The sequence below is a fragment of the Streptomyces sp. NPDC014623 genome, assembly GCF_043088245.1.
Taxonomy (GTDB): Bacteria; Actinomycetota; Actinomycetes; order Streptomycetales; family Streptomycetaceae; genus Streptomyces.
The window spans coordinates 376220-394258 of the sequence record NZ_JBIBZU010000001.1 but is presented as its reverse complement, the minus strand read 5'-3'; the positions used below and the strand labels follow the sequence as shown (position 1 = coordinate 394258).

The following is an 18039-nucleotide window of genomic DNA, read 5'->3' as shown; positions in this document are numbered from 1 at the left end:
GTTGCTGTGGTAAGACCCGGGCAAGAGCCCGGGGTTCTTTGGCTGTTACGTAATCGTCGATCCTCAAGACCGTCACCTCACGCTTTTGCGCGGGGGTCGCAGGAGGCACCGTGCTCACCGCGTTCGCCCGGGCGTTCAAGACGCCCGACCTGCGCAAGAAGCTGCTCTTCACGCTCGGCATCATCGTGCTCTACCGTCTCGGGGCACACATTCCCGTCCCGGGGGTGAGCTACGAGAACGTCCAGATTTGTGTTGACCAGGCCAGTAAGGGCAACAACAGCCTGTTCGGTCTGGTGAACATGTTCAGCGGTGGTGCACTGCTGCAGATCACGATCTTCGCGCTCGGAATCATGCCGTACATCACGGCCAGCATCATTCTCCAGCTCCTGACCGTCGTCATCCCCCGGCTCGAAGCCCTCAAGAAGGAGGGGCAGTCGGGCACGGCCAAGATCACGCAGTACACGCGTTATCTGACGGTCGCGCTGGCCATCCTCCAGGGCACGGGCCTGGTCGCGACCGCCCGCAGCGGCGCGCTGTTCAGCGGCTGCCCCGTCGCCGACCAGATCGTCCCGAACCAGTCGATCTTCACGACCGTCGTCATGGTGATCACCATGACCGCGGGAACCGCCGCCGTCATGTGGCTCGGTGAGCTCATCACCGACCGGGGCATCGGCAACGGCATGTCGATCCTGATGTTCATCTCGATCGCCGCCAGCTTCCCCGGCGCCCTGTGGGCGATCAAGGAGAGCGGCAAGCTGGCCGACGGCTGGATCGAGTTCATCACGGTCATCCTCATCGGCTTCGTGATGGTCGGCCTCGTCGTCTTCGTCGAGCAGGCCCAGCGCCGGGTTCCCGTGCAGTACGCGAAGCGGATGATCGGGCGTCGTTCGTACGGCGGTACGTCCACCTACATCCCGCTGAAGGTGAACCAGGCCGGTGTGATTCCGGTCATCTTCGCTTCTTCGCTGCTCTACATTCCTGCTCTAATCGTTCAGTTCTCCAACTCCACCGCGGGCTGGGCGACCTGGATCCAGGACCACTTCGTCAAGGGCGACCACCCGTACTACATCGCGACGTACTTCCTCCTGATCGTGTTCTTCGCCTTCTTCTACGTGGCGATCTCGTTCAACCCCGAGGAAGTCGCGGACAACATGAAGAAGTATGGTGGCTTCATCCCGGGTATCCGGGCAGGTCGGCCTACTGCCGAGTATCTGAGCTACGTGCTCAACCGGATCACTTGGCCGGGCTCGCTGTACCTGGGGCTGATCGCTCTGGTGCCGACGATGGCGTTGGCAGGCTTCGGCGGTGCCAACCAGAACTTCCCGTTCGGCGGGACGAGCATCCTGATCATCGTGGGTGTGGGTCTGGAGACCGTGAAGCAGATCGAGAGTCAGCTCCAGCAGCGCAATTACGAAGGGTTCCTCCGCTGATGCGAATCGTCCTCGTCGGGCCGCCCGGTGCCGGCAAGGGAACGCAGGCCGCGTTCCTTGCCAGGAATCTTTCGATTCCGCACATCTCCACGGGCGACCTCTTCCGCGCCAACATCAGCCAGGGCACCGACCTTGGCAAGCAGGCCCGCTCCTACATGGACGCGGGACAGCTGGTGCCGGACGAAGTCACCAACGCCATGGCCGAGAACCGCATGTCCCAGCCGGACGCCGAGCACGGCTTCCTGCTGGACGGCTTCCCGCGCAATGTGGGGCAGGCCGTCGCACTCGACGAGATGCTTCGCGGCAAGGACGTCGAACTGGACGCGGTCCTCGATCTGGAGGTCCCCGAGGACGAGGTGGTCAAGCGCATCGCGGGCCGCCGCATCTGCCGTAACGACAGCGCGCACGTCTTCCACGTGACGTACAACCCGCCGAAGGCCGAGGGCGTCTGCGACGCCTGCGGCGGCGAGCTGTACCAGCGGGACGACGACACCGAGGAGACGGTCCGTACCCGTCTCGAGGTCTACCACACCCAGACCGAGCCGATCATCGACTACTACCGGTCCCAGGGCCTGGTCGTGACGATCCCCGCGCTCGGCAAGGTCACCGAGGTGACCGAGCGGGCCATGGAGGCCCTCAAGAAGTCCGACGAGGGCTGAGCCCCCGTTTCACCACCACAGCCGGCCGCGGCGCCCTCGGGCGCCGCGGCCGACTGTGTGCGCCGTATCGTGGAGTACGGCCATCGACCGTTCCCTCCGCAGGCAGAAAGGCGCCCAGCAATGGTGCAGATCAAGACCCCCGAGCAGATCGCGAAGATGCGCGAGGCGGGCCTCGTGGTCGCTGCCATTCACGCCGCCACGCGCGAGGCGGCCGTCCCCGGCGCCACCACGAAGGACCTGGACGAGGTCGCCCGCAAGGTGATCGCCGATCACGGCGCCAAGTCGAACTTCCTGGGCTACGGCGGATTTCCCGCGACCATCTGCACCTCGGTCAACGACGTCGTGGTGCACGGCATCCCGGACGAGAAGACGGTCCTCAAGGACGGCGACATCATCTCGATCGACGCCGGCGCGATCGTCGACGGCTGGCACGGCGACGCGGCGTACACCGCCTTCGTGGGCACCGGCCACGCTCCGGAGGTCGTCGAGCTCTCCCGGGTCACCGAGGAGTCCATGTGGGCCGGGATCGCCGCGATGAAGGTGAACAACCGGCTCGTCGACATCTCGAAGGCGATCGAGTCCTACATCCGCCGCCAGCCCCGCCCGGCGACCGGCAAGTACGGCATCATCGAGGACTACGGCGGCCACGGCATCGGCACCGAGATGCACATGGACCCGCACCTGCTGAACTACGTCTCGCGCAAGCGCGGCAAAGGCATCAAGCTGGTCCCTGGCGTCTGCCTGGCCATCGAGCCGATGGTCTCCCTGGGCACGCCGCAGACCAAGGTGCTGTCCGACGAGTGGACCGTGCTCACGACCGACGGCACCTGGTCCTCGCACTGGGAGCACTCGATCGCCCTCACGGAACAGGGCCCCCTGGTCCTGACCGCCCCGGACTGCGGCCGGGCGAAGCTCGCCCAGTACGGGGTCGAGGCGGCGCCGGACCCGCTGGGCTGAGACCCGCCCGCCGGACCGTGGCTCGGCCTCCGGCCTGCCGGTGACCCGCCGGCCTGAGGCAGGACTGCCCCGCTGATCTGTGTCTAAGGATCAGGGGAAGTGGGCAAACTTGACGGATTCGTCTTTTGGAGTCCGCTGACGTAGACTGACTCGTCGGCTCTCGTGCATCCGTGTGTCTTCATGCGGCGACGGGAGTCGATCAAGGTAGCCGATTCGAAAGGCGAAGCGTGGCCAAGAAGCAAGGTGCCATCGAAATTGAGGGCACCGTGATCGAGTCCCTCCCGAACGCCATGTTCAAGGTGGAGCTCCAGAACGGTCACAAAGTCCTCGCGCACATCAGCGGCAAGATGCGGATGCACTACATCCGTATCCTCCCGGATGACCGGGTCGTCGTGGAGTTGTCTCCGTACGACCTGACGCGTGGCCGGATCGTCTACCGCTACAAGTAGATCTTGCCGCCACCCCGCTCCGGCGTGGTGAGGGGCACTGACCCGGAGAACCTGACATCCCATGAAGGTCAAGCCGAGCGTCAAGAAGATCTGCGACAAGTGCAAGGTGATCCGCCGTCACGGCCGGGTCATGGTCATCTGCGACAACCTGCGCCACAAGCAGCGCCAGGGCTGACGCACGACCACCTGCATCTCGCAGCTCTTCGCGCGACGCACGTAAACGTACATACGCAGTGCCCGTCCAGGCTTCGGCTGACGACACCTCCGGCGGGGGCCGGGGACCCGGGCGTACCACCCCTCCCTCCACGGGTCGGGTCGGCGTTCGGGAGCGGCGCTGTGGAAGACCCCCGACTTAACAACTGGAGCCATTGAATGGCACGCGTTTCAGGTGTTGACATCCCGCGCGAAAAGCGCGTGGAGGTTGCCCTCACCTACGTCTTCGGTATCGGGCGCACCCGGTCCAAGGAGATCCTCGCCACCACCGGCGTGAACCCGGACACCCGCGTTCGTGACCTGGCCGAAGAGGACCTGGTCAAGATCCGCGAGTACGTGGACGCCAACCTCCGCACCGAGGGTGACCTTCGCCGCGAGATCCAGGGCGACATCCGCCGCAAGATCGAGATCGGCTCCTACCAGGGCATCCGGCACCGTCGCGGTCTGCCGGTCCACGGTCAGCGCACCAGCACGAACGCGCGTACCCGCAAGGGCCCGCGTCGCGCCATCGCCGGTAAGAAGAAGCCGGGCAAGAAGTAGTCCTCAGCGGACGCACTGCGAGTGCCCGGGTCACCGGACGCCCGCGGAAACCAGCGGTCTTCGCTGTAGGACCGATCACCTCCCCTCTCCATCTGGAGTCAAGACATGCCCCCCAAGGGTCGTCAGGGCGCAGCCAAGAAGGTGCGTCGCAAGGAAAAGAAGAACGTCGCTCACGGCCACGCGCACATCAAGAGCACGTTCAACAACACCATCGTCTCGATCACGGACCCCTCGGGCAACGTGATCTCCTGGGCCTCCGCCGGCCACGTCGGCTTCAAGGGCTCGCGCAAGTCCACCCCCTTCGCCGCGCAGATGGCCGCCGAGTCGGCCGCCCGCCGCGCGCAGGAGCACGGCATGCGCAAGGTCGACGTCTTCGTCAAGGGTCCCGGCTCCGGCCGTGAGACCGCGATCCGCTCCCTCCAGGCCACGGGCCTCGAGGTCGGCTCGATCCAGGACGTCACCCCGACGCCGCACAACGGCTGCCGTCCGCCGAAGCGTCGCCGCGTCTGATCCGTCACGGCCGGTGACGGCCGTGCGTCAGTAGCGTGGGTCCGGGCGGTATGCCCCTTCGGGGGCGTGCCGCCCGTACCCTTGTCTCATCTGTCGGGCATCAAATAGTGGGTGCCCACGACTGAAGGATCGCACCATGCTTATCGCTCAGCGTCCGTCGCTGACCGAAGAGGTCGTCGACGAGTTCCGCTCCCGGTTCGTGATCGAGCCGCTGGAGCCGGGCTTCGGATACACCCTCGGCAACTCCCTGCGTCGCACCCTCCTCTCCTCGATCCCCGGGGCCGCTGTCACCAGCATCCGGATCGACGGTGTCCTGCACGAGTTCACCACCGTGCCGGGCGTCAAGGAGGACGTGACCGACCTCATCCTCAACATCAAGCAGCTGGTCGTCTCCTCGGAGCACGACGAGCCGGTCGTGATGTACCTGCGCAAGCAGGGCCCCGGCCTGGTCACCGCTGCTGACATCGCCCCGCCGGCCGGCGTCGAGGTCCACAACCCGGACCTGGTCCTGGCCACGCTCAACGGCAAGGGCAAGCTGGAGATGGAGCTGACCGTCGAGCGCGGTCGCGGCTACGTCTCGGCCGTCCAGAACAAGCAGGTGGGCCAGGAGATCGGCCGTATCCCGGTCGACTCCATCTACTCGCCGGTGCTCAAGGTCACGTACAAGGTCGAGGCGACCCGTGTCGAGCAGCGCACCGACTTCGACAAGCTGATCGTCGACGTCGAGACCAAGCAGGCCATGCGTCCCCGTGACGCCATGGCGTCGGCCGGCAAGACCCTGGTCGAGCTGTTCGGTCTGGCGCGCGAGCTCAACATCGACGCCGAGGGCATCGACATGGGCCCGTCCCCGACGGACGCCGCGCTCGCCGCCGATCTGGCGCTGCCGATCGAGGAGCTCGAGCTCACGGTCCGTTCGTACAACTGCCTCAAGCGCGAGGGCATCCACTCCGTGGGTGAGCTCGTGGCCCGCTCCGAGGCGGACCTGCTCGACATCCGCAACTTCGGTGCGAAGTCGATCGACGAGGTCAAGGCGAAGCTGGCCGGCATGGGCCTGGCGCTCAAGGACAGCCCGCCCGGATTCGACCCGACCGCCGCCGCCGACGCCTTCGGTGCCGACGACGACGCGGACGCCGGTTTCGTGGAGACCGAGCAGTACTGAGCCGCCTTCCGGCCGGGGGCGCCTGATGTTCAGGGTGCCCCCGTGCCGGGCCGGCAGGACTTCCGCGGGGCGTCCGCCTCGCGGGAACTGACACCGGTACCTGATACGGCCGGTGCAGCACACAAGGAGAAAAACCATGCCTCAGCCCGCCAAGGGTGCCCGTCTGGGCGGCAGCGCTGCGCACGAGAAGCTTCTTCTCATCAACCTCGCGAAGTCGCTGTTCGAGCACGGCCGCATCACCACGACCGAGGCCAAGGCCCGCCGCCTGCGTCCGGTCGCCGAGCGTTTCATCACCAAGGCGAAGAAGGGCGACATCCACAACCGTCGCCTGGTGCTGCAGTCGATCACGGACAAGAGCATCGTGCACACGCTCTTCACCGAGATCGCCCCGCGGTACGAGAACCGCCCCGGTGGTTACACCCGCATCACCAAGATCGGCAACCGTCGTGGCGACAACGCCCCGATGGCCGTCATCGAGCTGGTCGAGGCGCTGACCGTGGCCCAGCAGGCCACCGGTGAGGCCGAGGCCGCGACGAAGCGCGCCGTCAAGGAAGACGCCCTCAAGAAGGACGAGGCTCCGGCCGAGACCGCCGAGGACGCCAAGCCGGCCGACGCCGCTGCTGAGGAGTCCAAGGACGCCTGAGCGTCCTGAGACCCGGGGACGGGCCCGCATCACCCTTCGGGGCGGTGCGGGCCCGTTCGTTCTTGAGAGGATCTGCGGGTGAGTGACGAGGCAGAGCCCGGCTTTGTACGGGTACGGCTGGACCTTTCCTATGACGGCAAGGACTTCTCCGGCTGGGCGAAGCAGACCAGCAGGCGCACCGTGCAGGGTGAGATCGAGGACGCGCTGCGCACCGTGACACGGTCGTCGGTGACGTACGACCTGACGGTCGCCGGGCGCACCGACGCGGGTGTGCACGCGCGCGGGCAGGTGGCGCACGTCGACCTGCCGGCCGAGGTGTGGGCTGAGCACGAGGAGAAACTGCTGCGGCGGCTGGCGGGGCGCCTGCCGCCGGACGTGCGGATCTGGCGCGCGGCCGAGGCCCCCGCGGGGTTCAACGCGCGCTTCTCCGCGCTGTGGCGGCGGTACGCGTACCGGGTCGCGGACCGGCCGGGCGGTGTGGACCCGCTGCTCCGGGGCCATGTGCTGTGGCACGACCGGCCGCTCGACCTGGACGCGATGAACGAGGCCGCCGCCCTGATGACGGGGGAGCACGACTTCGCGGCGTACTGCAAGAAGCGCGAGGGTGCCACGACCATCCGTACGCTGCAGAAGCTGCACTGGGTGCGGGACGCGGAGTCGGGCGTGCTGACGGCGACCGTGCAGGCGGACGCGTTCTGCCACAACATGGTGCGGGCGCTGATCGGTGCGGCGTTGTTCGTCGGGGACGGGCGCAGGCCGGCCGGGTGGCCTGCGGAGGTGCTGGCGGCGAAGGTGCGGGACCCCGGGGTCCACGTGGTGCGGCCGCACGGGCTGACGCTGGAGGAAGTGGCCTATCCGGCGGACGCGTTGCTGGCGGCCAGGGCCCAGGTGGCCCGGAACGTCAGGACGCTGCCGGGGGCGGGCTGCTGCTGACCGGTCTGCGGCGCGGAGCGCGGAGCAGACCGGCCGCGTGCGGAGGGCGACGGCGCTGGGGACGCTGGAGCAAAACCAGCCGGTGCCCGGCGTCCACCAGGCGTAGACGGAAGCGGCGGACAAGAACAGCAACGCCGCCGCGCGGAGCGCCCACCGGTGCGCCGGGTGCGGTTCGTCCGGGGCCGGGCCTCCGGGCGGACGCCGTCCTTCGCGGTCACGGTGGCCCGCATTCCGGCGCCGGGAGCGGCAGCGCGTGGAGCGCAGACGCACGGCGGCGGGTCCTCGGCCGGGGGCAGGGACGGGACCGGTGCGTGTGGGGGGACAGGTGGTGCGCGGGCCGTCAGGCGACGGGGAGCCCCGCGGCCGCCGACGCCTGGACCTCGCCGCGGTGACGGATCTGGCGGAAGGTGAAGTCGGTCAGGTCGTCACCGACCTTGTACACGTCCTTGGCCGACGTGGTGACGTGCTTCCCGCTGACGTAGCCGCCGATCGTGAAGTAGGCGTAGCGGCCGTAGGAGTTGGCGGTGCGCCGGCAGACGGACCCGCCGCGGCAGAAGGTGGGGACGCCCGAACCGCTGAGGGAGGCGAGGCCGCCGGAGGCCTGTTCGGCCGCCTTCCTGGCCTCCGCCTCGGTGCCGAAGACGGCGAGCCCGACAGTGACGGCGATGCCGTCCTTGCTGTACGTCGCGCGGATGACCTGGTCGCAGCCGTTGTTCGCGAGGACCGAGCCGAGGGCGCCCTGGGTCGTCGTGGCGCAGCTCGCCGTACGGGCGGTGGCGCCCTTGGCGTAGACGCGGTCGCCCATGGTCAGCTTCCGGCCGGGGAAGAAGGCGTCCACGGTGACCGGGGCCTTGTCCTTCTTCTCGTCGGCTATGTAGTCCTTCGGGTCCGGCGGGGGCGGGGGCGCCACCGAGGAGAAGGAGGGCTGCGGTGCGGAGGTCTCCGAGGGCAGGTCGGCGGGGGCCGGCAGCTCACTCGCGTTCTTGCCCGCCCCGGACGCGCCGCTCCCGCCGGTCGTGATGACGGCCGTGGCCACGATCGCGGCGACCACGGTGGTGGCCAGTGCGCCGCCGCCGATCATCAGCCACTTCCTGCGCCTGCCGCGTGCGGCGGAGGCCTCCGCCAGCGCCGCCCAGTCCGGAGTCCGGCTCTCTCCAGGCCCCCAGGAGGGCCCCCCTTGCCCAAAGCTCATGCGGCGAATCCTAGTGCCCCTCCCGGCCGCGGCACCGGGCCGGCCGTAATCCGGTTGGGTCAGAGCTCCGCCTGCCGCGACAATGCTGTGCATGGGACATCTCGAAGCGGGCCACCTGGAGTACTACCTACCGGACGGGCGGGTGCTGCTCGGCGACGCTTCGTTCCGGGTGGCCGACGGCGCCGTCGTCGCCCTCGTCGGCGCGAACGGCGCGGGCAAGACGACACTCCTGAAGCTGCTCGCCGGAGAGCTCCAGCCGCACGGCGGCTCGGTCTCGGTGAGCGGCGGGCTCGGCGTGATGGCCCAGTTCGTGGGTTCCGTGCGGGACGAGCGCACCGTCCGCGACCTGCTGGTGTCCGTGGCGCAGCCCCGCATCAGGGAGGCGGCGAAGGCCGTCGACGCGGCGGAGGAACGCATCCTCGCGGTTGACGACGAGGCCGCGCAGATGGCGTACGCGCAGGCGCTGAGCGACTGGGCGGAGGCCCGGGGCTACGAGGCCGAGACGCTGTGGGACATGTGCACGATGGCCGCGCTCGGCGTCCCGTACGAGAAGGCGCAGTGGCGCGAGGTGCGCACGCTCAGCGGTGGCGAGCAGAAGCGGCTGGTCCTGGAGGCACTGCTCAGGGGACCGGACGAGGTGCTGCTCCTGGACGAGCCGGACAACTACCTGGACGTCCCCGGCAAGCGGTGGCTGGAGGAGAAGCTCAGGGAGACCCGCAAGACGGTGCTCTTCGTCTCCCACGACCGGGAGCTGCTCTCGCGGGCCGCCGAGAAGATCGTGAGCGTGGAGCCCAGCCCGGCCGGCTCGGACGTCTGGGTGCACGGTGGCGGATTCGCCACGTACCACCAGGCGCGCAAGGAGCGGTTCGCGCGCTTCGAGGAGCTCCTGCGGCGCTGGGAGGAGGAGCACGCGCGGCTGAAGGCGCTGGTCCTGCGGATGCGGCAACAGGCGGCGAACAGCCCCGACATGGCGAACCGCTACCACGCGATGCAGACCCGCTTCAAGAAGTTCGAGGAGGCGGGGCCGCCGCCGGAGCCGCCCCGCGAGCAGGACATCAGGATGCGGCTGCGCGGCGGGCGGACCGGGGTGCGGGCGGTGACGTGCACCCGCCTGGAGCTGACCGGTCTGATGAAGCCGTTCGACCTGGAGATCTACTACGGGGAGCGGGTCGCCGTGCTCGGCTCCAACGGGTCGGGCAAGTCACACTTCCTGCGGCTGCTGGCGGGGGAGCCCGTGGCGCACACCGGTGAGTGGAAGCTCGGTGCGCGGGTCGTGCCCGGCCACTTCGCGCAGACGCACGCCCATCCGGAGCTGCTCGGCAAGACCCTCGTCGAGATCCTGTGGACGGAGCACGCCAAGGACCGTGGCGGTGCGATGTCGGTGCTGCGGCGCTACGAGCTGGAGCGCCAGGGCGACCAGGCCTTCGAGAGGCTGTCCGGCGGGCAGCAGGCACGGTTCCAGATCCTGCTCCTGGAGCTGGCCGGAACGACCGCGCTCCTGCTGGACGAGCCGACGGACAACCTGGACCTGGAGTCGGCCGAGGCCCTGCAGGACGGGCTCGAGGCGTACGACGGGACGGTCATGGCCGTCACCCACGACCGCTGGTTCGCGAAGTCCTTCGACCGGTACCTGGTCTTCGGCTCGGACGGGGTGGTGCGGGAGTCCACGGAGCCCGTCTGGGACGAGCGGCGGGTCGAACGGGAGCGGTAGGGGCGGTGCGTTTTGACCCGTCCGGGGCGGGGCGGGTACTGTCGGGGGTTGTTATACGTATTGGCCTCGTCGTTCTCACGCGAAGAGCCTTACGTAGGTTCTCTGGAGCAGTTACCAGTGGCTCGCATACGGGCAGCGTTCCCGGCATTGTGGGTCCCAGCTGCATGATCGCTTCAGGGGTGCCATGTGTCTGGACCTCATCCACTGAAGAAGCGAAGGCTACGAAGTGCGTACGTACAGCCCCAAGCCCGGCGATGTCACTCGCCAGTGGCACATCATCGACGCCGAGGACATCGTCCTGGGCCGTCTGGCCACCACGGCTGCGAACCTCCTCCGAGGCAAGCACAAGGCGATCTACGCCCCCCACATGGACATGGGCGACTTCGTCATCATCATCAACGCCGAGAAGGTCCACCTCTCCGGTAACAAGAAGACCCAGAAGATGGCGTACCGCCACTCGGGCTTCCCGGGCGGTCTCCGTTCCGTGCGTTACGACGAGCTGCTCTCGAAGAACCCCGAGAAGGCCGTCGAGAAGGCCATCAAGGGCATGATCCCCAAGAACACCCTGGGTCGTCAGATGCTCTCGAAGCTCAAGGTCTACGCGGGCGACCAGCACCCGCACGCTGCGCAGCAGCCGGTCCCGTTCGAGATCACCCAGGTCGCGCAGTAGTTCCGGCCTCCCCCCTAAGACGTAAAGAAAGATCTGAGGAGAATCGTGGCCGAGACCACTGTTGAGACGCCCGTCGAGGGTACCGAGGGTGAAGAGACCTTCGCCGAGGTGACCACCTTCGAGTCGGAGGTCCCCGTCGAGGGTGAGTACACCTCCGAGTCGCTCGCGGGCCGCTTCGGCGACCCGCAGCCCGCGGCCGGCCTTGGCCGTCGCAAGAACGCCATCGCCCGTGTCCGGATCGTTCCGGGCACCGGCAAGTGGAAGATCAACGGTCGCACCCTTGAGGACTACTTCCCCAACAAGGTGCACCAGCAGGAAGTCAACGAGCCCTTCAAGGTGCTCGAGCTCGACGGCCGCTACGACGTCATCGCCCGTATCTCGGGTGGCGGCGTCTCCGGTCAGGCCGGTGCCCTGCGCCTCGGTGTGGCCCGCGCGCTGAACGAGGCGGACGTGGACAACAACCGCGCCACGCTGAAGAAGGCCGGCTTCCTCTCCCGCGACGACCGTGCGGTCGAGCGCAAGAAGGCCGGTCTCAAGAAGGCCCGTAAGGCCCCGCAGTACAGCAAGCGCTAAATCGCCTGCTCGTCTGCTTCACACGTTCGCCCCGGCGGCACACACCGTGCTGCTGGGGCGTTCGTTTATCAGCCCGTGCGGGCGTATAACGGCTTAAGACGTTTGCACGTTTATAGGGTTGGCGGTTCCAGGTGCCCTGCTTTGCTGTGCCTTGCCTCGCTCTGCCCTTTTTTCAGTACGTTGGTTTGCGGTTTCGGAGCATCTTCGGAGGACACCAGTGGGACGACTCTTCGGCACGGACGGCGTGCGCGGTGTCGCCAACGCGGACTTGACGGCCGAGCTCGCGCTCGGACTCTCGGTCGCGGCGGCGCACGTACTGGCCGAGGCGGGCACCTTCGAGGGGCATCGGCCGACCGCTGTGGTGGGCCGCGACCCCCGCGCGTCCGGAGAGTTCCTGGAGGCGGCCGTCGTGGCGGGCCTGGCCAGCGCCGGCGTGGACGTGCTGCGCGTCGGTGTGCTGCCCACCCCCGCCGTGGCCTATCTCACCGGTGTGCTCGGCGCGGACATCGGTGTCATGCTCTCGGCCAGCCACAACGCCATGCCCGACAACGGCATCAAGTTCTTCGCCCGCGGTGGCCACAAGCTCGCCGACGAGCTGGAGGACCGCATCGAGACGGTCTACGAGCAGCACCGCACCGGTGAGCCCTGGGCCCGGCCGACCGGCGCCGGTGTGGGCCGGGTGACCGACTACGCGGAGGGCTTCGACCGCTACGTCGCCCACCTCATCGCAGTCCTGCCCAACCGGCTCGACGGGCTGAAGGTCGTCCTCGACGAGGCACACGGTGCCGCCGCCCGCGTCTCACCCGAGGCGTTCGCCCGGGCCGGGGCCGAGGTCGTCACCATCGGTGCCGAACCGGACGGCCTCAACATCAACGACGGCTGCGGTTCCACCCACCTGGAGCTGCTGAGGGCCGCCGTCGTCGAGCACGGCGCCGACCTCGGCATCGCGCACGACGGTGACGCGGACCGCTGCCTGGCCGTGGACGAGACCGGCGAGGAGGTCGACGGCGACCAGATCCTGGCCGTGCTCGCCCTCGCCATGCGCGAGGCCGGCCACCTGCGCAAGGACACCGTCGTCGGCACGGTCATGTCGAACCTCGGCTTCAAGATGGCGATGGAGCGCGAAGGCATCCAGCTCGTCCAGACCGCTGTCGGTGACCGTTACGTCCTGGAGTCGATGAAGGCCGAAGGCTTCGCGCTGGGCGGAGAGCAGTCCGGCCACGTCATCGTCCTGGACCACGCCACGACGGGCGACGGCACGCTGACCGGGCTGATGCTCGCGGCCCGGGTCGCCGCCACCGGACGTACGCTCGCCGAGCTGGCGGGGGTGATGCAGCGCCTCCCGCAGGTCCTCGTCAACGTGCCGGACGTCGACAAGTCCCGCGTGGACACCTCGCCGGAGGTGGCCGCCGCGGTGTCCCGGGCCGAGAGCGAGCTGGGTGACACCGGGCGCGTACTCCTGCGCAAGTCCGGCACCGAGCCGCTCGTACGGGTCATGGTCGAGGCGGCCGACATCGAGCAGGCGCGCGCCGTGGCCGGTCAGCTGGCCGACGTGGTCAAGTCCGCGCTCGGCTGACGTCTTTTCAGCTCCCGGAAGGACCCGGCCTCACGGCCGGGTCCTTCCGGCGTTGCACCGCCCACAAGGCCTTCTGGACCAGCAGCGTGCAGGTGCCGGCCAGGACGATACCGGCCAGGTTGGCCAGCAGCTGCTCCGACGACCCCCAGGTCTGCCGCAGGTCCTGGTAGCTGAAGGCGACCGCGGCGTTGGCGGCGGCGGGCACCGTGGTCACCGAGATCGCCACGCCGATCAGCGCGCCCGACTTCGCCGAGGTCAGCGAGAGCGTCCCCGCGACGCCCGCGAGGAGCGCCACCACGAACGACATCCAGTCCGGGTGCCAGATGAAACCGGTGTTGGGGCGTTCCGCCTTGACCATGTCCTCGGTGAAGAGCCCGAGCGCGTCCAGCAGCCAGGCGAAACCGGCCGTCAGCACCATGGCCACGGCGAAGCCGCCGATCAGCGCCCACAGGGAACGCCCCACCAGCCGGGGCTCACGCTGCACCAGTGCCGTCGAGATCCCGGCGAGCGGGCCGAACTCCGGGCCCACCGCCATCGCTCCCACGATCAGGACCGCGTTGTCCAGCATCACACCGCACGCGGCGAGCATCGTCGCGAGGGCGAGGAAGGCCGCATAGGTGACGCTGAAGGTCGACTCCTCGTGGGTCACCTCGCTCAGCTCTTCCCAGAGCACTGCGTCCGCGCCCTCACCCGGCGCCGCGCGTTCGGCCTCGTCGGCGTGCCTGGAGAGGGTGAGGTCCATGTTCTCGGCAGTGATCGAACCGGAGCTGTCGATGCCCATCTCCCGCAGCACACCGATCAGTTCGTCACCCGCCTCGCGGGCCACGTCGCACAGGACCACATCGCCCGCCGGGCTCCGGGCAGCACCCGCGAGCACCGCGAGATGGGCGGTGCCCACGGTCCGCTCGAGCAGTGCGACCACCTCATCGGTGCGGTCGGCGGGCACGATGAGGCGCAGATGCAGCACGAGGCACCCTCTCCGGTGTCAGAGCTTGCGCAGCGACAGACGCTGGACCTTGTGGTCCGGCCCCTTGCGGAGCACCAGAGTGGCACGGCCGCGCGTCGGCGCCACGTTCTCCAGCAGGTTGGGCCTGTTGATGGTCCGCCACATGGTGCGCGCGTAGTCCAGCGCCTCCTCCTCGGAGACCTGCGTGTACTTGCGGAAGTACGAGAACGGGTTCTGGAACGCCGTCTCGCGCAGCCTGCGGAAACGGTGGAGGTACCAGTTCTCGATGTCCTCGGCGCGTGCGTCGACGTACACGCTGAAGTCGAAGTAGTCCGCGAGACCGACCCGGGTCCGGCCGTCCTTGCCGGGCAGTGCGGGCTGCAGCACGTTCAGTCCCTCGACGATCAGGATGTCGGGACGGCGCACGGTGAGCCGCTCGCCCGGCACGATGTCATAGATCAGGTGGGAGTAGACGGGAGCCGTCACCTCGTCCTTGCCGGCCTTGATGTCGGCGACGAACCGGGTCAGTGCCCGCCGGTCGTAAGACTCGGGGAAGCCCTTGCGCGACATCAGGCCACGCCTCTGGAGCTCCTTCATCGGCAGCAGGAAACCGTCGGTCGTCACCAGTTCCACCCGGGGGTGCTCCGGCCAGCGTGCCAGCAGCGCCTGCAGGATGCGGGCCGTGGTGGACTTCCCGACCGCGACACTCCCGGCGACCCCTATGACGAACGGAGTGCCGCGCTGCTCGCCGTGCCCGTTCCCCGCGTCACCCAGGAAGGTGTTCAGGGCCCCGCGCAGGCCGGAGGTGGCCTGGACGTAGAGGTTGAGCAGGCGGGAGAGCGGCAGATAGACGTCCCGGACCTCGTCGAGGTCGATGACGTCGCCGAGCCCTCTCAGCTTCTCGACCTCCTCGGCGGTCAGCGGCAGAGGTGTCTTGTCGCGCAGGGCGCTCCACTCCGCCCGGGTCAGGTCGACATAGGGCGTCGGCGCGTGCTCGGTGCGTCGGGGGCTCCGTGCGGGCGAAGTGATCACGCACTCATTGTCGCGGGAGTTCGGGCGGAGTGGGGGGTGGGGTCGGTCACGTGGGGCCGGCCGAGGGCCTGTGGACGCGGCCGTGGACCTGATCGTCGCCGCCACCGCCGCCCCTCACGGACCGGCCGTTCTCCACGACGACGCCGACCAGCACCGTCCCCCGGCGCACCGGATCCCAGGGAGCACCGCCTTCACGTCGTGGGGTGGGCTGCGCGTCTCGGGGTGGTCCGCGCGGTGTGCCGCGGCCCATGCCCTCACGTGGGGCCCGCTCCACCGCAGGGGCTGGGTCCGGCGTGACGATGTTCTGACCGGTGATGGCTGCGACCCGCGGCAGAGCCTGCGGCTGTCCCCGGAATCGGTCGTCGCCCTGTCGCATGTGCGGGAGGGTGCCCGCCAGGTGACACCCGGTTCTGCCGGTCGCCCGGCTCGGCCATGAGCGCGTGTGCCATGTGGTCCGCCCGGTCCGCCGTCAGTCGCTCCGGTTCCGGTGCCCGGAGCAGTCCGAAGACGCCCGGGCCGTGGAGTCGCGGTGGCAGGTCCTCCGGGCGCGGTACGACGTGGAAGTGCACATGGGCGAAACCTTCGGCCTCCGCGAACTGGGCGGTGTACGTCTTGGCGCATCCGGTCACGGTGCGCAGGGCCCGGGAGAGCCTGACCTGCAAGGCTCCCAGGGCGGCCTCGGCGTCGGTGAGGTCGTGGACCGCCGTGACGTGCCGCCGGGGCAGCAGGACCAGCCATCCGGGCAGCGAGGTGCCGGTGGCGTGGGCCACCCGCCAGTGGCGGTCGGATGCGATGCGCTCGCGCGGGGGAAGGACGTCGAACCGCGCTTCCATGGTGCAGGTGTGTCAACCGGGCGTCGTCATGGGGGAGGAGCGGAGCGCCGGTGGTGGACGGGTCCGGGGGCCGCCGCCGTGCGGGTCCGGGGGCGGACACCGTCCGCGCGTGGCCCACCCCTGCTGTCCCCGGCTTCCGTACGGCCTTATGGTGCCGATATGTGTGGAATCGTGGGATATGTAGGGGTGCAGTCGGCGCAGGACGTCGTTGTCGCGGGACTGAAGCGGCTGGAGTACCGGGGGTACGACTCCGCCGGGGTCGCCGTCCTCGCGGACGGAGGGCTGGCCTCCGCCAAGAAGGCGGGAAAGCTCCTCAATCTGGAGAAGGAGCTCAAGAACCGGCCACTGCCGGCCGGGAACGCCGGGATCGGGCACACCCGGTGGGCCACGCACGGCGGGCCCACCGACGCCAACGCCCACCCGCATCTCGACAACGCCGGCCGGGTCGCCGTCGTGCACAACGGGATCATCGAGAACTTCGCCGCCCTGCGCGAGGAGCTGGCCGGACGGGGCCATGACCTGACCTCCGAGACCGACACCGAGGTGGTCGCCCACCTGCTGGCCGAGGCGTACTCCTCGGGCGGTGACCTGGCGGAGGCCATGCGGCAGGTGTGCCGGCAGCTGGAGGGCGCGTTCACCCTGGTCGCCGTGCACGCGGACGAGCCCGACGCGGTGGTGGGGGCCCGGCGGAACTCGCCTCTGGTGGTGGGGGTGGGGGACGGCGAGATGTTCCTCGCCTCCGACGTGGCCGCCTTCATCGCGCACACGAGGGACGCGATCGAGCTGGGCCAGGACCAGGTGGTCGAGCTGCGCCGGGACGGGGCCACGGTCACCGGCTTCGACGGCCGGCCCGCCGGCCTGCGCGAGTACCACGTGGACTGGGACGCGTCGGCTGCCGAGAAGGGCGGCTACGCCTCCTTCATGCTCAAGGAGATCGCCGACCAGCCCAAGGCCGTCGCCGACACGCTGCTCGGCCGGACCGACGCTTCGGGCGCGCTCCACCTCGACGAGGTGCGCATCCCGCAGGGCGTGCTCCGCGAGGTCGACAAGGTCGTCGTCGTCGCCTGCGGGACCGCCTTCCACGCCGGGATGATCGCCAAGTACGCCATCGAGCACTGGACCAGGCTGCCCTGCGAGACAGAGCTCGCCAGCGAGTTCCGCTACCGCGATCCGATCCTGGACCAGCGCACCCTCGTCGTCGCGATCTCGCAGTCGGGCGAGACGATGGACACGCTGATGGCGGTCCGGCACGCCCGTGAACAGGGGGCGAAGGTCCTCGCCATCTGCAACACGAACGGCTCGACCATCCCCAGGGAGTCGGACGCCGTCCTCTACACGCACGCGGGCCCCGAGGTCGCCGTCGCCTCCACCAAGGCGTTCCTGACACAGCTCGTCGCCTGCTACCTCGTCGCGCTGTACCTCGGCCAGGTACGCGGCACCAAGTGGGGCGACGAGATCCGCACCGTCGTACGCCAGCTCTCCGAGATGTCCGGTGCGGTCGAGCGCGTGCTGGCGACCATGGAGCCGGTCCGTGAACTGGCCCGCTCCCTGTCCGCCCACGGCACCGTGCTCTTCGTGGGCCGGCACGTGGGCTACCCGGTTGCGATGGAAGGTGCGTTGAAGCTCAAGGAGCTCGCGTACATGCATGCCGAGGGCTTCGCCGCCGGGGAGCTCAAGCACGGGCCGATCGCACTGATCGACGAGGGCCTGCCGGTCGTCGTGATCGTGCCGTCCCCGCGCGGCCGTTCGGTGCTGCACGACAAGATCGTGTCGAACATCCAGGAGATCAGGGCCCGGGGCGCCCGTACCGTCGTCATCGCCGAGGAGGGCGACGACGAGGTCGTACCGTACGCCGATCACCTCATCAGGATCCCGGTTACGCCTACGCTGCTTCAGCCGCTGGTCGCCACGGTGCCGTTGCAGGTCTTCGCCTGCGAGCTGGCGACCGCCCGGGGCAACGAGGTGGACCAGCCGCGCAATCTGGCGAAGTCCGTGACAGTCGAATGAGTGAGT

The 18039-nt window shown here is 69.0% G+C and carries 19 protein-coding genes; 15 read left to right on the top strand and 4 right to left on the bottom strand.

All coding sequences use genetic code 11. The features are described from left to right. Nucleotides 1-110: 110 nt before the first annotated feature. From secY to truA, 10 genes are all read left to right on the top strand, one after another. Nucleotides 111-1430, top strand: a complete 1320-nt coding sequence (gene secY, locus ACF1FZ_RS01850) for a preprotein translocase subunit SecY (protein WP_359469524.1) — start codon at nt 111-113, stop codon at nt 1428-1430. Then, nucleotides 1430-2089 carry an adenylate kinase gene (locus ACF1FZ_RS01845; protein WP_391771404.1) on the top strand — a complete coding sequence of 220 codons (660 nt, stop codon included), beginning with the start codon at nt 1430-1432 and terminating at the stop codon, nt 2087-2089. The genes secY and ACF1FZ_RS01845 overlap by 1 nt, the downstream gene beginning before the upstream one ends. Nucleotides 2090-2209: 120 nt before the next feature. Next, complete coding sequence (gene map, locus ACF1FZ_RS01840) at nt 2210-3046, top strand: type I methionyl aminopeptidase (protein WP_391771403.1); 837 nt, start codon at nt 2210-2212, stop codon at nt 3044-3046. Between the two features lie 227 nt (nt 3047-3273). Then, nucleotides 3274-3495 (top strand): translation initiation factor IF-1, encoded by a 222-nt coding sequence (gene infA, locus ACF1FZ_RS01835; protein ID WP_003956442.1) that lies wholly within the window; start codon nt 3274-3276, stop codon nt 3493-3495. Nucleotides 3496-3556: 61 nt separating this feature from the next. Beyond that, nucleotides 3557-3670 (top strand): 50S ribosomal protein L36, encoded by a 114-nt coding sequence (rpmJ, locus tag ACF1FZ_RS01830; RefSeq protein WP_003956441.1) that lies wholly within the window; start codon nt 3557-3559, stop codon nt 3668-3670. A gap of 197 nt (nt 3671-3867) precedes the next feature. Beyond that, complete coding sequence (gene rpsM / locus ACF1FZ_RS01825; RefSeq protein WP_358682832.1) at nt 3868-4248, top strand: 30S ribosomal protein S13; 381 nt, start codon at nt 3868-3870, stop codon at nt 4246-4248. A gap of 105 nt (nt 4249-4353) precedes the next feature. Next, a complete protein-coding gene (rpsK, locus tag ACF1FZ_RS01820) occupies nt 4354-4758 on the top strand; it encodes a 30S ribosomal protein S11 (protein WP_003956432.1) in 405 nt (134 codons plus the stop codon). Nucleotides 4759-4894: 136 nt separating this feature from the next. Then, nucleotides 4895-5917 carry a DNA-directed RNA polymerase subunit alpha gene (locus ACF1FZ_RS01815; protein WP_003966937.1) on the top strand — a complete coding sequence of 341 codons (1023 nt, stop codon included), beginning with the start codon at nt 4895-4897 and terminating at the stop codon, nt 5915-5917. Nucleotides 5918-6053: 136 nt separating this feature from the next. Continuing rightward, complete coding sequence (gene rplQ, locus ACF1FZ_RS01810; RefSeq protein WP_391771402.1) at nt 6054-6560, top strand: 50S ribosomal protein L17; 507 nt, start codon at nt 6054-6056, stop codon at nt 6558-6560. 78 nt (nt 6561-6638) lie between these two features. Next, on the top strand, nt 6639-7493 hold the full coding sequence (gene truA, locus ACF1FZ_RS01805; RefSeq protein WP_391771401.1) for a tRNA pseudouridine(38-40) synthase TruA: 855 nt from the start codon (nt 6639-6641) through the stop codon (nt 7491-7493). 340 nt (nt 7494-7833) lie between these two features. Here truA and ACF1FZ_RS01800 read toward each other — a convergent pair whose 3' ends face one another. Continuing rightward, a complete protein-coding gene (locus tag ACF1FZ_RS01800; RefSeq protein WP_391771400.1) occupies nt 7834-8685 on the bottom strand; it encodes a hypothetical protein in 852 nt (283 codons plus the stop codon). Between the two features lie 91 nt (nt 8686-8776). On the opposite strand from ACF1FZ_RS01800, the gene ACF1FZ_RS01795 reads away from it, so the two are divergent. From ACF1FZ_RS01795 to glmM, 4 genes are all read left to right on the top strand, one after another. Further along, nucleotides 8777-10396, top strand: a complete 1620-nt coding sequence (locus ACF1FZ_RS01795; RefSeq protein ID WP_391771399.1) for an ABC-F family ATP-binding cassette domain-containing protein — start codon at nt 8777-8779, stop codon at nt 10394-10396. A 226-nt stretch (nt 10397-10622) separates the two neighbouring features. Then, on the top strand, nt 10623-11066 hold the full coding sequence (rplM, locus tag ACF1FZ_RS01790; protein ID WP_030914195.1) for a 50S ribosomal protein L13: 444 nt from the start codon (nt 10623-10625) through the stop codon (nt 11064-11066). Nucleotides 11067-11111: 45 nt separating this feature from the next. Continuing rightward, nucleotides 11112-11639 carry a 30S ribosomal protein S9 gene (gene rpsI / locus ACF1FZ_RS01785; protein WP_014154572.1) on the top strand — a complete coding sequence of 176 codons (528 nt, stop codon included), beginning with the start codon at nt 11112-11114 and terminating at the stop codon, nt 11637-11639. Nucleotides 11640-11856: 217 nt separating this feature from the next. Next, on the top strand, nt 11857-13215 hold the full coding sequence (glmM, locus tag ACF1FZ_RS01780) for a phosphoglucosamine mutase (protein WP_391771398.1): 1359 nt from the start codon (nt 11857-11859) through the stop codon (nt 13213-13215). Nucleotides 13216-13222: 7 nt separating this feature from the next. On the opposite strand, the gene ACF1FZ_RS01775 is transcribed toward glmM, so the two are convergent. The 3 genes from ACF1FZ_RS01775 to ACF1FZ_RS01765 form a co-directional block, all read right to left on the bottom strand. Next, nucleotides 13223-14182, bottom strand: coding sequence for a DUF389 domain-containing protein (locus ACF1FZ_RS01775; protein ID WP_391771397.1), 960 nt, complete (start codon nt 14180-14182; stop codon nt 13223-13225). Between the two features lie 18 nt (nt 14183-14200). Beyond that, complete coding sequence (gene coaA / locus ACF1FZ_RS01770; RefSeq protein WP_391771396.1) at nt 14201-15193, bottom strand: type I pantothenate kinase; 993 nt, start codon at nt 15191-15193, stop codon at nt 14201-14203. 254 nt (nt 15194-15447) lie between these two features. Continuing rightward, complete coding sequence (locus ACF1FZ_RS01765; RefSeq protein WP_391771395.1) at nt 15448-16026, bottom strand: HIT family protein; 579 nt, start codon at nt 16024-16026, stop codon at nt 15448-15450. 159 nt (nt 16027-16185) lie between these two features. Here ACF1FZ_RS01765 and glmS point away from each other — a divergent pair, with 159 nt between their 5' ends. Then, nucleotides 16186-18033: a glutamine--fructose-6-phosphate transaminase (isomerizing) gene (gene glmS / locus ACF1FZ_RS01760; RefSeq protein WP_391771394.1), complete on the top strand. Its 1848-nt coding sequence runs from the start codon at nt 16186-16188 to the stop codon at nt 18031-18033. Nucleotides 18034-18039 lie beyond the last annotated feature (6 nt).